The organism is Nostoc sp. UCD121 (assembly GCF_014222285.1).
Taxonomy (GTDB): Bacteria; Cyanobacteriota; Cyanobacteriia; order Cyanobacteriales; family Nostocaceae; genus Nostoc.
Genome location: NZ_JACKZS010000021.1, coordinates 1 through 16,431, shown reverse-complemented (window position 1 = coordinate 16,431; position 16,431 = coordinate 1). Strand labels below are relative to the sequence as shown.

At 39.6% G+C, this 16,431-nt stretch carries 8 protein-coding genes; 3 read left to right on the top strand and 5 right to left on the bottom strand.

The window, feature by feature from the left end; translation table 11 throughout:
* Nucleotides 1-137 precede the first annotated feature (137 nt).
* The 5 genes from GNF10_RS07085 to GNF10_RS07065 all read right to left on the bottom strand — a co-directional run bounded on the left by GNF10_RS07085 (nucleotide 138) and on the right by GNF10_RS07065 (nucleotide 12,356).
* A complete protein-coding gene (locus tag GNF10_RS07085; RefSeq protein ID WP_185607134.1) occupies nucleotides 138-2,387 on the bottom strand; it encodes a TIR domain-containing protein in 2,250 nt (749 codons plus the stop codon).
* 1,192 nt (nucleotides 2,388-3,579) lie between these two features.
* Nucleotides 3,580-5,286 carry a fasciclin domain-containing protein gene (locus tag GNF10_RS07080; RefSeq protein WP_185581316.1) on the bottom strand — a complete coding sequence of 569 codons (1,707 nt, stop codon included), beginning with the start codon at nucleotides 5,284-5,286 and terminating at the stop codon, nucleotides 3,580-3,582.
* Between the two features lie 868 nt (nucleotides 5,287-6,154).
* On the bottom strand, nucleotides 6,155-9,451 hold the full coding sequence (locus tag GNF10_RS07075; RefSeq protein ID WP_185581317.1) for a PAS domain-containing protein: 3,297 nt from the start codon (nucleotides 9,449-9,451) through the stop codon (nucleotides 6,155-6,157).
* Nucleotides 9,452-10,239: 788 nt separating this feature from the next.
* Nucleotides 10,240-11,319 carry a hypothetical protein gene (locus GNF10_RS07070; RefSeq protein WP_185581875.1) on the bottom strand — a complete coding sequence of 360 codons (1,080 nt, stop codon included), beginning with the start codon at nucleotides 11,317-11,319 and terminating at the stop codon, nucleotides 10,240-10,242.
* A gap of 53 nt (nucleotides 11,320-11,372) precedes the next feature.
* Nucleotides 11,373-12,356, bottom strand: coding sequence for a hypothetical protein (locus GNF10_RS07065; RefSeq protein ID WP_185581874.1), 984 nt, complete (start codon nucleotides 12,354-12,356; stop codon nucleotides 11,373-11,375).
* A gap of 466 nt (nucleotides 12,357-12,822) precedes the next feature.
* Between GNF10_RS07065 and GNF10_RS07060 the strand changes: the two genes are divergently transcribed.
* From GNF10_RS07060 to phoU, 3 genes are read left to right on the top strand one after another with little or no spacing between them, the layout of a single operon-like run.
* Nucleotides 12,823-13,575: a winged helix-turn-helix domain-containing protein gene (locus GNF10_RS07060; protein ID WP_012410556.1), complete on the top strand. Its 753-nt coding sequence runs from the start codon at nucleotides 12,823-12,825 to the stop codon at nucleotides 13,573-13,575.
* 53 nt (nucleotides 13,576-13,628) lie between these two features.
* Nucleotides 13,629-14,948, top strand: a complete 1,320-nt coding sequence (locus GNF10_RS07055) for a cell wall metabolism sensor histidine kinase WalK (RefSeq protein ID WP_185581873.1) — start codon at nucleotides 13,629-13,631, stop codon at nucleotides 14,946-14,948.
* Between the two features lie 28 nt (nucleotides 14,949-14,976).
* Nucleotides 14,977-15,645 (top strand): phosphate signaling complex protein PhoU, encoded by a 669-nt coding sequence (gene phoU, locus GNF10_RS07050; protein WP_185581872.1) that lies wholly within the window; start codon nucleotides 14,977-14,979, stop codon nucleotides 15,643-15,645.
* The last annotated feature ends 786 nt before the right edge of the window (nucleotides 15,646-16,431 follow it).

Sequence of the window (16,431 nt, the reverse complement as noted above, 5' to 3'; positions counted from 1 at the left end):
TACCGCTTTATGTTTAAAAAACGACCACTTTATCTAACTTTTGGTCAGGCTATGGTTCAAAATTTTGTCATTCAAGGGGTCAAAGCACACTTATGTGGCTGCTGGTATCAGCTTCATCAACAGTGTCTTCGTTAGTTCTACCAGCGAGTGCATTGATTGCAAATTATACTATCGAATATTTTTATATCTTGACTGCCATTAAACTCTTCAATTGCATCTCTAAGCTGCTGTGTACATAAAGTACAACCTTCAGGAATCCGTCCGTCAGACAAGCCTTCATCACTCATCCCCACAAAGATTGTACCTAAGTGATGAGTTCGGCGTAACACTTCAACAACACTCCACAGGTTAATCAGTTTGTACTCTTTTTTAGTATATAGCTCTTCTAGTAGTGTACCTTTGGTTATAAAAACTGGTTCAAAAGCAATTTTGAAAGGAACAGAATATTTTAGGCACAAATCAGCTACATCCTCTGCACTTCTTACTGCGTCTTCAATTGCCTTGATTTCAGATAATTTTTGCGTTCCAATTAAAAGATATGCCTGAAAATGTACATCTGCATTCTTACAAATTTCTATGGCTTTTTCTAAAGTACTCCACGGCATTCCTTTCCTTAAAATCTCCTGCCTCAAGTACTCATTGCTTGTTTCAACTCCAATTCCCAGTTCAAGAATTTGATCTTTTCTTAGGCACTGTTTTATAAACACTAACCGTTCTAAATTCACATAAGTTGCTCGAGATTCGATTACAACCTTTTTAACTTCAGGTATTTGACTGATACGTTTCATAATCCTATGACGGAATTCAGGAGAAATCTCTCCGTCATATAAAAATGAACCAAGAGTTAGTAAATCGATTTGCTCTATCTGCTCTTTAGTGGATTGCACTTTAGCTAATGCGCTTTCAACTTGTGACATCATCCACGTTGTTTCAACTGGTATATCAATAGCGTGTTTTCTGAAATCACACATTGTGCAACCTTTTTTCTCTTTGTCATAAGAACAACCATTAGTACGTAAAACTATCATTAATCGTTGCACTTTTCTACCATTAATGTTTGCATTGGTCTGAGCAACAAATGCTGGAGTTTGTGCTAATTCTCGCTGCTCTTGGTAATTTTTTATATCTTTAATTTTGTTATTTGATAAAGGCAGAATCATAGTATTATTTTTAGATTTAAGGCATTGTTCGAGAGAAACAGATTGACTATACAGCTCATTGAAAAATTTCTCATGAGCTAGGTACTGAGTACTAGGTTGAGATGGTGGATGAATTTGATACTTTGAACCGAACATTACTCCTCTACGTGGTACACCAGTTCCAATACAATAGCTATTGATCAAAACGAAGTCATAACTTATCCCATCTGGAGGATCAATATTCTGCTCAGATATCAGTTTTATCCTGATTTGAGAGTCAAGCAAAGACTCAAGGTGTTTTCGCTGTATATCTTGTAGATCGTCTAAATTGTAATGATCGGGAACAATATAAATTCTAGTAACCTTTACTCCCCGATTGGCAGCTTCTATCTGCGTTTTAATATAATTGCGAAACGCAATACCATTAAGGATTCTTTGATCCATTGCTTCTGGATTAGCAATGAAAGGATGGGTTGTTCGATAGGTATCCCCAGCTTGAAGATACTTGATTACTTCTGAGTCGTGGCGATATACATTTGCAACACCGAGAATATAATATTGTCCACCACCGACTTCAGCTAGATTTTTTAAAAGCTGAGATAGCAAATGCGGATTTATATCCCTTAAGTTTGGTAATGTTTCAAGGCACTTGATTAGTCTAGATAAATCTGGTAATGGTTCCAGGAACTGGATCAGTTCAGAAATAGAAAATTTGGGGTTTTCACTCGATAAATGCGCTTCAATACTACTCAGATAAGTTTGGCTTGCTTGAGGTTTTTTAACTACTACTTCATTTAAATATGAAGAGCTTACTTTATTTTTGATATCATCAAAAATAATAGTATATAGTTTATTTAATTCTTCCTCACAGCTCCCATTCATTACTTGAAGTCTGCAAGCTTGTAGAGGTGAAGGAATTTGGTTGGCATTAATGCCAAATAAGATGGGTACAATGCGTATTGAAGATGAAGTAGTAAGATTCATCCCCAATACTGCTCCTGATTCCCAAATTAGCCAAGGTTTCAATAGCGATCTCTGACTCAGTAGCACTAAGCAGAGGTTACACTCTTTAAGATTCTGATGAATCCATTGAAGCCACTCTGCGCCAGGTTGGATGCCAGCTTCAACATCTTTAGCCGAAGAATAATAAACATGGATATGCTCAGTGAATATTTCTTCTAAAAAACTTCTTAGGGCATCAGCTAATGGTCTATCGGAGTGAGTATGGCTAATGAAAACTTTAAACATCCTCTAAGATCAAAAACAGTAAATATACTCTAACATTGTTGGGGTTTTAGGTGCGGTATGGAATGAGGCGATACAAGTAGGGAGCATCCCAGCTTTTTGCAAAGAGAATGAAAATCAGCCAGTAAAAGCCACAATTACGGATTTTGATACGTTACTAATGCTGGAAGTAGGCAACATTGTCTACTGGTATCAACTTAGAGACAGGGCGAGTAGAATTTGTGAATATACAAGCTCAATACAGTTCAGTTAAGCATTTCTTTCTTCTCTTCGCGTCCTTTGCGTCCTTCTCTGCGAGACGCTGCGCGAACACGGTTCGATTAAAAAGTTGACTTTGACAAAGAGTTTTAGCCTTAACTGAACTGTATTGAGGTTAAGCCTTCTTGCCAGGTAATTCGCCTAAACAGATTAAGGAAAAATGGAGTGTTTGAAACCCACGAAGGTAGGTAAAGTTTCATGTAGATGAGGTTTCTAAGTGCCCTTTTAACCTTAAGTCGACTATGCCCTTACCAAGATATTTGTATCATTATGACAATTAAACGCTATTAGCAAATTCCATAATACTATTGCTTAAAAATAGGGGGTAAAACCCCTCAAGCCTCAAGCTTTTAACTCTGCTAAAGCAAAAAAATACTCCAATTATAAAATTTAAAAACCTGCCAAAATGGCAACCACATTCTAATTACCCAAGTTAAATTGTACGAAGATAAACGACTTCAAGGGTTTTTATCAGGGACTACCACATAAGCAAATTAATTTTGTAAAACCCTATTTATTTACTAAATGATTTCCAAGAAACTATCTCTACTAAATTATTTGCAGAGTATTTTTATCAGCAGATAAGTATCAATAATTAGGTTTGGCCTTTGCTGCAACAGGAATATTAAATATGTATGGACGTTGTTGTTGAGATACGCATTAGCCCCTAAATAACGGGCAACGTCTGTATACATTCCTGTTCACTTCAGCAGTAAATGGCAGAGTGGGAGTTTGAAAGCTGACTGATATGCTTCCTCCCACTCTTTTTTATTTATAAGACTTATATGACGCAAAAATTAAACAACGCTGTAGGGACACTTTATGAATTTCCCCTACAGCGTGAAAATTTGATTTTCGATTATTGTTTGCGTAAGCCTGGCACTTTAGCTATTAGCCCAACACAGTCTCACGATCTTTTTCAAGGCTTCTATTTGATTTAGAAGTTGTAGCCAAGTCCTAATTGTAACCCTACATCAGTTTGATCCATAAAAGCAGCATTTACAGCGCCATTTAACGTAAATCTAGAACCGAGAGGAATGTCTACACCACCAGTTAGAAGTAATCCAAAATCAGTATCGAGATTAGCTTCGATCGCTACACCAGCACCTATATAAGGAGATATAAAGAAGGTTCGGTCGCCCACATCAGCAGAGGCACGAGGGGTAAAATCTAAAGTCAAGGGAACCAAAAACACTGTATCATCCCCAAATAGCACCGATGGGCGCACTGAGATATTGCGTGTCAGACCAATTTTACTGATTACTGCAAAGTTACCATCGCTCAAAGCTGTATCGTTGCCGCTCAAACCAATGTTACCAGCAACCCCAATATAGCTGGGGCCACCAAGAGTAGTTCTACCTGGTGTAACAGTAGGCGTTGTTCCATCTGTATTGCCTGTTGGTGGTTGATTTAATTGACTGATGTTAACATCAGGCGGGACAAGGACTTGGTTAATTGCATGGATAACACCATTGCTAGCTTTAACATCCGCCTGGATAACTCTGGCATTATTCACTGAGATTTGATTGCTAGCGCGATCGATTTGAATATTTACAGGTCTTTCTTCAGCAGTTTGCAGTTCCCCAGCCGCGAGTTGACTAGAAGTGACTGCACCAGGAACCACGTGGTATGTCAAAATCTTAATCAATGCTTGTCTATTTTCTGGTTGCTGTAACTGCTGTAAGGTAGCAGCAGGTAAAGCAGCAAATGCTTGATCGGTTGGAGCGAAGACTGTATAAGGGCCTGGCTGTTGAAGAATATCTGTTAAGCCGGCTGTCTTTAACAAAGAAGTCAGAGTTGTAAGAGAACTACTGGATGAAGCAAGAGTCACAATATCGCTACCAGTTTGAGTCCCACCAACAACATACTGACTAGCTGGAAGATTGCTAGCAATGGGTTGTACTCGTCCCTGTTTAGCCAAAGCTTGATATAACAGTGCCGCAGCTTCAGCACGAGTTAGAGGTTGTTGGGGATTGAGTTGTTTTACATCTGGGTAATTAACAACAATATTAGATTGTGTTGCACTAGTAACACTGGGAACAGCATACTCTGGGATACTTGAAGCGTCGGTGTAGTAGGTGCTGAGGTCAGTACTGGCTCCGGTGTTACTAGCAGTTAAGCCCAAACCACTGGTTAAAGCAACGATCGCCTGTACCTTGGGTATTTGTTGATTTGGCGAAAACACGTTCCCAGGATAGCCTGCCAAAAATCCAGTTTCGTAGGCGTACTGAATTACAGAAGATGCCCAATAGCCAGCAGGAACATCACGAAATCCACCTGCGCTTAATTGCCGAACTCGGTTTTGGTTAGGGAAAGCTTTTTGAATCAGGGCGGCAAATTCAGCACGAGTCACGGCTTGATTTGGTCTGAAGCTGCCATCAGGAAAGCCAGCAATCACATTATTGTCAGCTAGGGCTTGAATGAAGGGACGCGCCCAATAATCTGAGGAAACATCAGATAAGTTAACTGTTGAAGTTGGGGATGGTGTTGCTGGAGATGGTGTTGCTGGGGATGGTGTCTCAGATGGAACGGTATTTTGAGATGAAGCTGGGGTAGAAATTACGATGGGGGTTATTGTAGCAGCTGTCATTCCCAGAACTAGTAAAGCAACCCTTGCTGATGGCCAACGAAAAAAACTAAACATAGAAATATCCTCTTTTGAAATTCTTGGATTGACTCTTGGAAAATACTGGGTGCAAGGTTAAGTTAATACAAATATCCAGATGAGTGCTTGGTTTACATCGATTATGGATGGGAACCCCAAATACAACCGTTAACTCTGGAAAGTCAAAATGTTGGACATTATGAGTAGCTGCTCTGACATCTCATCACATTTATCCAAATATTCATCACAAATAGTATTAGATCCTATTTGATTTTTAAAGAGCCGCAGATAACACTAATAACGATAATCAGTGATTCTGTGGTAATATCCTACGTTGCAATAATAAATATCCTTAATGCGATTAGACGATTTTATAACTGATAAAATCGCCGTCAAGCAGTAAGAAAAGTGGCTTTTAATAGCCGTTTCTTTATAATTGCGGACGATGGTTAATACCGTCAAGCTCAATGCATCACGATCTTTAACAAGGTTTAAGAAGTAGCAATGTATGTTGACGATATCATGTATTATTATCCTTTAATGGAGATTATACAACTAACTAATGGCTGGATTGCGATCAAAAACTTTCACTCTTTAGATAGTTGTCCTTGATATAAAAAATTCTAATACTAGACTGGAGATTAGCGATCACAATCCCAAATTTGGGGTATGATTGCACCAATATTTTTACCTCGGAATTATCTTTTGCAAAAGACAATTTTATGGAAATCAATCCAAGGATAAACTAGGATTTTTGATAAGAGTCATACAACCCTACACGCTTAGGGGCAATTCATAAATTGACCCTACCTGAAAATAAAGGTTTCTACTATTGTTTGCGTAAGTCCTATTTGAATTTTCGAGAAGTGCAACGTCTCTTCGCATTTGAGCCAGTCACAAGTGTTACTTATCTTTGACCTACCAAATCTGCAATCGAAGTTATTAATTCAGTTGGTTGTACTGGCTTGGCAATATGTTTCTGAAAACCAGATGCTAGAACTCGATCGCGATCGCATTCTCCCGCATAAGCCGTAAGAGCGATCGCCGGAATTTCCCCTCCCTCTTCCTTTGGCATAGCCCTGAGCAGCCTAATCAGGCTGTAGCCATCCATCTCTGGCATTCCTAAATCACTGATTAATATATCAGGTATGGTCTTGACTATGACAGCCAGCGCCTCAGTTACCGATGCTGCAACAGTTGTTAGTGCCCCATTCTGTTGTAGGAAGAAGTGCAAAAACTCCCGTGTATCAGCATCATCATCAACAATCAATATCCGTAGTCCAGCGATCGCTAACGAGTTAAGTTTCTCTCTGCCTCCCCTAGTTTTCTCATCTCCCCTACTCTCTTTCATCACAGGCAGTCTGACAGTAAAAATTGCTCCCTGTCCTTCTCCTGGACTAGCTGCTGTTATAGTTCCATCATGCAACTCTACCAGGTTGCGAACTATTGCCAATCCCAATCCCAGCCCGCTAACTTTTCTGGTTGTACTGCTATCGGCTTGACGAAAATATTCAAATACGTGGGGGAGGAATTCAGGGGAAATCCCTTGTCCAGTGTCTTTAACTTGAATCAGTGCTGAGTGGGAAGTAAATTCTCCACTTGACGATAGGCTGACTTCCACAGATCCGTTAGGGGGAGTAAACTTAACAGCGTTCGAGAGTAAATTCCCTACAACTTGCTGTAAGCGATAATAATCGCCTGACACTTTACCAACATTAGGGTCAAGCTGTATTTTGATCTGGATGGATTTGCTTTCTGCGATTAACCGGACTGTTTCTAATGCAGCATCAATTACAGATGCTAGGTTAACAGTGGCAAAAGTCAGGTTCAACTTACCGCGAATAATTCGGGATACATCCAGCAACTCATCAATTAATTGAATCTGCAATTGAGTATTTCTTTCGATGGTTTCTAAGGCCCGATTGGTAGTAGCTTCATCAAATTTGCGGCTTTTGAGTAGCGATGACCAGCCTAAAATTGGGTTGAGTGGCGATCGCAATTCGTGGGAGAGAATGGCGAGAAACTCGTCTTTGTTCCGGTTTGCCTGTTTGAGTTCCTCTGCTTGTTGTCTAAGTGTCTGTTCTAATTGTTTCCTTGGAGTTAAGTCCAGAATAAAACAGATCCAAGATGGCGGATCTTTCTCTACCAAAGCACCACCAATTAGGATGGGAATGCGCGAACCATCTTTGCGGATATATTCTTTTTCAAAAGGATTACATACTCCAACCGTTAAAAGTTGCTCTATCCCCTGCTCATCAAGAGCGTGATATTCCGGTGGAGTCATCTGTTTTCTGCGTACTTTACCTGCTAATAGTTCCTCTCGCGTATAACCCACCATTTCTAAAAAGGCCTCGTTCGCCTCAGTAATATGGTCTGGTGTCGCGAACATAATGCCAATAATATTGGAATCAACTAAGCGTCTTAATTGAGTTTCACGCTGACGCAAATCATTTTCTATCTGTTTGCGCCGAGTAATATCCTGAGCAGTACCCATCATCCGAACTGGCTGATCGTTGGCTTCGTAAAAGACACGACCTTTAGCAGCAATCCAATGAATGCTACCATCAGACCAAAGACTGCGGTATTCAATGTCATAATCAACCTTGTCCTGAAAACAACGAGCGATCGCTTCATTGAGGCGTTGACGATCTTCTGGATGTATGCAGTTAAGGAAAAGCTCATAGCTCATTTCGACTTCTGGGGCTAGTCCAAATAGCTCCTTACATTTCTCTGTCCAAACTAACTCGTTGGTGGTAATATTCCAAAACCACATACCCAATTCCGCAGCAGTAGTGGCTAACCGAATTCGTTCTTCACTCTCGCGCAGGTTCGTTTCAATTTGCTGGCGATCGCGCAGCGCAGCTTGCTGTTCGGTAATATCAGTACTAGCACCAACTACCCTAATTAACTGACCATTTGTATCCCGGACAGCAAAACCCTGGTCTTGCACCCATAAATAGCGGCCATCTTTGTGACGGATTCGATACTCAATGCTATAACGATTGCCATTGGCCATACTAGCCATGAACTGGTCATTAACTCTTTGTTGGTCATCGGGATGGATGAGTTGTTGCCACCACTGGAAGGTAGGTTCAGCTTCTTGTTGTGTGTAGCCAAAAACCTGGGTTAAACCCTGAGTTCTTTCCACAGTACTTCTGTGAATTTCCCAGTCATAGATTAAGCAATTAACCGCCGCAGCTGCTAGCTCAAACCTTTCGTTACTTTGCCGCAGCGAAATTTCTATGTGTCGTCGCTCTGTAATATCAAAAGCAATGCCTAAAAGATATTTCGGCAATCCCTCAACAGTTTTGCTATATACAGTGTCATAGCTACAAAACCAACGCCACTCTCCATTCGCGTGTCGAATCCGATATTCAAAACTGAGGACTTCACCCTGACGGGCAGAATTAAATCTTTCAAAATAAGTAGGGAGTTGAGCTAAATCTTCAGGGTGTAGAAGTTGGGTAAATAAATCCTTTCCCATTGCCTGGATTTCTGCTGGTGTGTAGCCCCAACCTTGAGCAATTTCGTAATTAACATAAGAATTTCGCTGCTCAATGAGGTCATAGATGTAAAGTATCCCCGGCAGAGTACCAGCAATTTGTTGGAACAAACGTTGACTATCCCACAATATCTGAGTTTCATTTGCATCAACAACAGAGGCAGGAGGAACAATACTCTCAGCTTCGGGCTGCAACCAACTTTCTTCTTCAACTTGTTGAATATCTTCAGTACAGTTACATTTGTCCTCAAGTTGTGCGTGCTTATATTCTGTAATATCCGAAAAAGTTGTGACGATTGCAAAGGGAGTATCCACTCCCGCTTGGAACAGAGGTTTTGAAGACAACAATAGCCAGACTAGCTGACCATTTGGCTTATAAAAGCCACACACCAAATCCAAGCAAGGTTTACCTGTTTTCTGAGCAGCGATCGCTGGGTGAGTTTCGCTAGTTAAAAAAGAGCCATCTTCATGAATAAATTGCCACTTGGAATCGAGCAAATTTTGCCCTACAAGTTGTTCTGTGGTTAGTCCCAAAATGCGATCGCAAGCTGCACTGCAAGCCTGGATAGTACCATCCGCCGACTGAAGCACCATTCCCTCTTCTCCACTGGCTAAGAGCGAATAATTTGCTTTTTTACTAACTTGCCGATGCAGCAGCTTTTCATTAGCCAGCTGGTTTTGGGACTTTTCCGCGTCTGGCATTCTGTAAAGTTAAATAAATTTAAAGTTAATTTAATATTCACCGACTTTTACTTACAATAAATTTTAGCCTTATTTCTTCCATTTTTAGGCAAAATATTACTATCTAGTCGGCTTTCCCAGCTGCCGATAAGTCTAAACTTAGTTTTGTAGGTTGGGTGCAGCGTTAGCGTAACCCAACATAAAATTTGGTGGTAATGTTGGGTTGCGTTTCACTCCACCCAACCTACATAAATATATCTTTTAAAAAACTCTAGGTTTCAACATAGATGAGGTTTAGTCGGCTTTCGCAGTTGTCGATAAGTCTAAATTTAGAAAGCTATCCAGGGAAGGGTATTAAAATTATGCCGAATCAACCTTAAGTATTTATAAAGTGATGATTATTACAGGATTAACATGATATACCAATTTTTTAGTTAAAAATTTAAATTCCTTGTGATATATTTCTGTAATCTACAATACCCGTGATGTAGATAATATTGTCGAAGATTTTAAAATTTACTATTATGTCTAGTCAAGAGCCAAATTCTAATCAAGCATTTCAGCAAACACAGGCTACCGGAACAAAGAAGAGGAAACTACAACCTCCCCCAGACATCAAAAAACCAAAGAAAACCGAATAAAAGCTTTATAGTCAGTTGTAGAGACTTAATTTTAATTAAGTCTCTAAAATCAATTGTCATAAAAATAAATCAGCTTATACCAATTCTATGGGAAGCGGCACAAAATCAACCTTGATAAAACAAGGAGCTTAAGCCCCTTATTCTATACAACGTCAAAAATAATCGGTATTATTTATTTTTCGCTTGAGTCTTTGCCTGTTCTAAAGCTATTTCTTTAATAGCCTGATATGAATTAACATTTGAAGTTCCTTCAATAGCTTTAACTGCCAAATCCTGAACTTGCTTGAGAGCAGATTCAAGTTGTTTAGAAAGATTTTGAATTCGTGTCTCTTGATTAGTAATAGTTTGTTCTAGAGATTGCAGCCTTTGTTCATAGAAACGCTTTTGCCCTTCCACTTCCTTAGAATATAAATCTGATTTTACTTTCGCCTGGTAGTGGGCAATGCCTTTGCCTTCTTCTATAGCTTTTTTGATAGCTGCTTCTTTATCTTTCGGGAAAGCCTCTACTTTCGCTTTTAATTCTTCAAATTGTTTCTCTCTCTCAGAAATTGCTTTCTCTCGTTCTGCCCACTGTTTCTCTGTCTCTTGTAGTAATTCTTCTAGTTGTTTATATAGTGCTTTCTGCTCTTGTTCGTATTCGTCACTTTGCAATTGTCGTTGGAGTTCTAAATTATACTTATACTCTGATGCATCACGTTGTCGAGTTTTCTTCAAGTTTTCATTCCGTTCTTTTATAGCCCGTTGTTGTTCTTCCTGTTCTTTCCCCCAAATATTTCTTTGTTCTAGTATTTCTTGGAATAACACTTCAGAACGCTGGTTATATTCTTCCTGATAAGCTTTCGTATTATCTTCATAAGATTGGATGAGAGTATCCAAGATATCATCAGAAATTTCTAAATTGTGCAGCTGTGTTAATTGTTGGATTTCTTCTTCTAGATTTCGCCTGATTTCTTCCAAATTAGAGGCTTTTGTGGTTAGCTGTTCCGATAATTCATTAGCAGCACTGCCAAAACCTAATTGAATCTTTGCCAAGCTTTCAATTGTATTGTTCATCTTCTGTTGGACGCTAGAAAGCTGATTCATAGCTATTTTTTGTTCTAATTTAGGCTGTTCTTTAGTTCCAGACTGGTTTTCTTTGGCAACTTTTTCAAGTTCCGATTTCAGCGCTGCTTTTTCTTTAGCTAACTCCTCATAAGCCTGAAGAATTTCTACTTTAGTATTCTTATCAGTCGGCTTTTTCACCACCACAACAAACCTCCTCTTCAGGAATTAAAAATGGTTAAGATGCTACAAACTCGTAACTATTTAGGGTTGGAACTACCAAAAGCCCTCATAGCTAAGTCTTGTGCTTGTTTTAATGCAGTTTGCAATTGAGCAGAGATACCTTCTATTTGCTCAGACTGTTTCTTAATTGTTTCTTCCAGAGATTGAATTTTTTGTTCATAACTCTGTTTGTTAGATTCCCATTCTCTCTCAAATAAATCAGCCTCAATTTTAGCTTTTTGGCTTGTTTCTTTAATTGCTTCTTCTCTAGCTTTCTTAACGGCTTCTTCCAGTTCGTTAGGAAATGTAGTTACCTTTTGTTCATAGTCTGCAAACAGTGGTTGGCGTTCAGCGAATATCTTTTCCCGTTGTGCCCAATCTTTATCTTTCTTTTGAGAATTCTCTTGTATTTCCCTTTGTTGTTGGCGCTTTATTGATTCGTAGCTATCTGTATTGAGTTTACGAGTAGTTTCTAACTTATATTGAGATTCTTCTTGTTCTTGCTGGCGCTCTTTGACTAATAAATCGTTATACTCTTGGAGTTTTTCTTCATACTCGGCTTGCTCTTTTTGCCATTCTTTTCGCCTAATTGCAATTTCTTTTTCTAATGCTTCCCTTTTACTGATAGTATCTTGCTCTAGGGTTTTTAATTTTTCTTGGTGTTCTTGACTTAAAATGTCTAGAGTATCTGCGACAACTCTGATTTGTTGAAGCTCTTGTAAGCGTTGAGTTTCAATTTCTATAGCTCGGTTCAATTCATCTAACTTAGAATTTTCCTGAGCTAGTTTTTCAGATAATGCATTGAGAATACTGCCAAACTCCAATTGTAAATCAGCTAAACCTTTGACAATACTATCAACCGTATATGCAGAAGCTGCTTGCAGAATTTCTTGACTTTTTGCCTTGTCTGCTTCCTCTTGTTTGGTTGCTATTTTAGATTCCAGCTTTTTTCTTTGGATAATAATTTGTTGAAATGCTTGCATTAGTTGTTGTTTGCTGTCCTTGACTCCAACTGTAGTCATCTTCCAACTCCCTTCAATAGGCAAATGATTTATTGGGTAGCAAGCCATACCAATGACTACCCTATGCAGACATCAGAGTAGCCTTTAAATCAACATTTTTAACGCAGTGGAAATACTGAAATGATCGATATAGGACACTTAGGTGGTACGAATTTTCCACAGTTATGTCCTTCTATTTTTTAGGTATAGTTTTCCCTTTGAGATTTATTAGTACTTTTGTACTAAGATAAATATACCTAACCTCATCTCTTCTTGTCAAGATAATGCTTTATATAATTGCGCCACCCAACAAAGTATTAAAAGCTGGCAATCATGGTGATTTAGGAGAATGATGTTGAATGTATTACTTTTTGTAAAGAAAATCTAAAAGAATTAACCCTAGCAGAAGCACCGTCGCACTAAGGCGAGATAATAAGTTTAATCATGCTAATTGATACAAGCACAGTCCCAGACTTTTGTGATATCAATGTATACCACTGAATCGACCAAATACTCTGCTAGAACGGAAATTGGACAAACCAGCCGTATTCTAGTAGTAGAAGATGAAGAATTAATCCAGGAAATGCTAGCTGTAGCCCTGGAAGAAGAAGGTTACGGGGTGATAACCGCACCCGATGGGCGATCTGCTATAGAGTATCTCAAAAGTTTTGAAACCAACTCAGGGGAAGTTCCCTTTGATTTGATCATTCTTGATTTGATGCTGCCGCAAATCAATGGGCTAGATATATGCCGTTTGCTGCGTCATCAAGGAAACCCAGTACCGATTTTAATGCTCAGTGCTAAGGGTAGTGAAACTGACCGCGTTCTGGGGTTGGAGGTGGGAGCAGATGACTACCTGACCAAACCTTTTAGTATGCGTGAGTTAGTAGCTCGTTGTCGCGCTTTACTCCGCCGCCAACGGCTAAGTAATTTACCACAACTACCAGTATTAAAATTCAAAGATGTTACCCTGAATCCTCAAGAATGTCGGGTGCTGGTTCGTGGCCAAGAAGTGAGCCTTTCACCTAAAGAGTTCCGCTTGCTGGAATTGTTTATGAGTTACGCCCGTCGGGTATGGTCGCGGGAACAATTACTAGATCAGGTTTGGGGGCCAGATTTCGTTGGTGATAGTAAAACCGTAGATGTTCATATTCGCTGGTTGCGCGAAAAATTAGAGCAAGATCCCAGTCATCCCGAATATATTGTGACTGTACGAGGTTTTGGCTATAGGTTTGGATAATTAGTTTAGATAGTTGTTAGTTTTTAGTAGTCACAAACAAACTAACAACTCAAATGCTTTTATTGGGATTTTTTCTGGGTTTAGCGGTAGGCATTGGGTTTTGGATTTGGCAACAGGTTCAACTTAAACGCTACCTGGGGCGCTTATTCCGACCGTTAACCTCGCATTCTTCCAAAAAGGGACTGCTGCTGATTCCTGGGTTATGGCAGGAAATAGCAATGGTGAAACAGCAACGGCAAGATTTGCAGCAGTCATTGCAAACTTACCAAAACCTGCTAGATTTTGCACCAGTGGGATATTTGCAGGTAGATGAGGAAAATCAGCTGCTGTGGTGTAATCGGCAGGCGCAGGAAATTTTGTATCTACAAAGGTGGCAACCAGAAGAAATACGCTTACTACTAGAGTTAGTACGATCTTACGAACTTGACCATTTAATTGAACAAACTCGTGATCGGCAAAAACCACAGACGGGAGAATGGATATTTCATCCATCTTGTGATGATGCGGCAGAGATGCCAACAATAAAATCTCTGGCTTTGCGGGCATCTAGTTTGCCTTTACCGAATGGACAAGTAGGAGTATTTTTAGAAAATCGTCAACCCCTATTAGACATAAATCAAGTACGCGATCGCTCTTTTTCTGATTTAGCTCATGAACTCAGAACGCCCTTGACTTCGATTCGCTTGGTGGTGGAAACTTTACAAATCCGCTTGGAACCACCTCTAAATCGCTGGGTTAACCGTTTGATGCAGGAAGTCGATCGGCTGATTAACTTAGTGCAAAGCTGGTTAGACCTGACCCAAATGGAAGCAAACCCAACCATGCAATTGCAAGCCAAAGCTGTAGAATTGCGATCGCTAATTACATCTGTTTGGGAAACACTAGAACCCTTAGCACAGCGCCAACATCTATCTCTTTCTTATTCTGGCCCAGAAAATCTTTGGATTAAAGCAGATCAAGCCCGGATTTTCCAAGTTTTTCTCAACTTGCTAGACAACAGTATTAAATACAGTCCTCCTTCTACAAGTATTCGTGTTGAAGCGAAAATTTTATCAACAAAAGATAATGATGCTACTTCTCCAATTCTAGAAATAAATCTTATTGATTCTGGAGTCGGGTTTTCTGAGGCAGATTTACCCCACGTTTTTGAGCGATTTTATCGAGGAGATAAGGCGCGAACCCATTCCCCACAAGATAGTAACTCCATCGGGGCGATCGTTGGCAATGGATTAGGATTAGCGATCGTTGAGCAAATTCTGATCGCCCACGGTGGCTCAATCAAAGCTATGAACCATCCAGAGACTGGTGGTGCGTGGATGCAACTTCAATTTCCTGAAGTTATGGCAAACTCCTTAAGCCAAGACTATAGTTAATAATATCTTCACCTTTAAGACAACAAGTGTGAAAGCTGTCCATTATGGTTCCAATCCTCAAAGACCCGAACTAGCACGCGCCATTAGGCGCTTAGAACGGGACGTATTACGCATGGGTGCTTTGGTAGAACAATCATTTCGCCTCAGCCACCAAGCGTTATTTGCTCGTAACTTAACAGCAGCAGAAGAACTTCCTCGATTAGATAAAAAGATTGATCGCTTTTATCGTCAAATCGAATCAGACTGTACGGCGATTATGACGCTGCAAGCACCTACGGCTCAAGATTTGCGCTGCTTGAGTGCCTTTATGCAATTGGTGCGAGACTTAGAGCGCATTGGCGATTATGCTGAAGATTTAGCTGAGATTGCGATTAAAATTTTTCCTTATGCGCCTCATACGTGTTTATCTGAAATTGAAGCCATGTCCCTTCACGCACAGGCGATGCTAGCAACTAGCTTGAAGGCTTTGGGAGATTTCGATGAAGGCGGTGGTCGCCGTTTAAAGCATCTAGATGATACTGTAGACGATGCTTACGATCGCGTTTATCAAACTTTAGCCCAACAACGGGATGTACCTGGTGTAGTCGAGCCAATTGTGCTGCTAGCACTAGCAATTCGTTGTCTGGAACGGATGGCAGATCATGCAACTAATATCGGTCAGAGGGTAGCATATATTGTCACCGGTCAACGCTCTTAATTGACGGTTCATGAGTCAACAGCCTAAAGTCACTACCTCTAGCTCCCCGATAAATGGGGTGGATCTTGATTTTAGTTCCCCTCTTTTTAAGACTATCCATTATCCGGATCTGTCTTAACATTTGCGATTGCGATCGCTTTTGTTTTTCTAACCCTGATTAGTTAGTCGTTAATTATCAATAAAAACGCAGTATTAGCAAGAATATTAAGCGAGAATTTGTCAAGTATGCGTAATGCCTAAGTCTCTCAGATGTTTATAAAACAAGGGTTAAAAAATTATAAAAAAGATGTGAGTAACGTATAGCTTTTTAAGTGCAGGACTGTTTTAGCCTACAACGATTTGTCATAACAAGTACTAAATAACGATAAAATGTTGGGCTTTTATAGTTGGCAAATTATAAGCGTTAAATTTTAATTATTACCACAAAATTAGCGATGATAATAAATCTGTATGAGCGGCTAGAAAAAATATTTACTGTTTAATTATAAAAATGGTAGCTTTTGATTCAGTTTTTCAGAGGCTTTTTTAGAGTTTGGATATCACGTACAAGCCAAAATATACTTACTGCTAAGGTTGGTAAAACCGTTAAAAAATCGCCCAGTTTGATACCTCGTAGCAGATAGTAAAAAACAGTACTGCTACTACAAAAGAGGATGCTAGTAATCACGAATCTTTTTGAATTGGAATCTATATTTAAAGCTGCGACTGCCAGTAGCACAGAGGAATACCAAGAGCAATACCAAGGAGCAGCAAACAAAAATAATATTAAGGTAATCCATCCTATAT

Excerpts from the sequence above, each read along its gene's own strand:
- GNF10_RS07085 (WP_185607134.1), bottom strand. The coding sequence starts at position 2,387 with ATGTTTAAAGTTTTCATTAGCCATACTCACTCCGATAGACCATTAGCT.
- GNF10_RS07060 (WP_012410556.1), top strand. The coding sequence starts at position 12,823 with ATGTATACCACTGAATCGACCAAATACTCTGCTAGAACGGAAATTGGA.
- GNF10_RS07080 (WP_185581316.1), bottom strand. The coding sequence starts at position 5,286 with ATGTTTAGTTTTTTTCGTTGGCCATCAGCAAGGGTTGCTTTACTAGTT.
- GNF10_RS07075 (WP_185581317.1), bottom strand. The coding sequence starts at position 9,451 with ATGCCAGACGCGGAAAAGTCCCAAAACCAGCTGGCTAATGAAAAGCTG.
- GNF10_RS07065 (WP_185581874.1), bottom strand. The coding sequence starts at position 12,356 with ATGACTACAGTTGGAGTCAAGGACAGCAAACAACAACTAATGCAAGCA.
- GNF10_RS07055 (WP_185581873.1), top strand. The coding sequence starts at position 13,629 with ATGCTTTTATTGGGATTTTTTCTGGGTTTAGCGGTAGGCATTGGGTTT.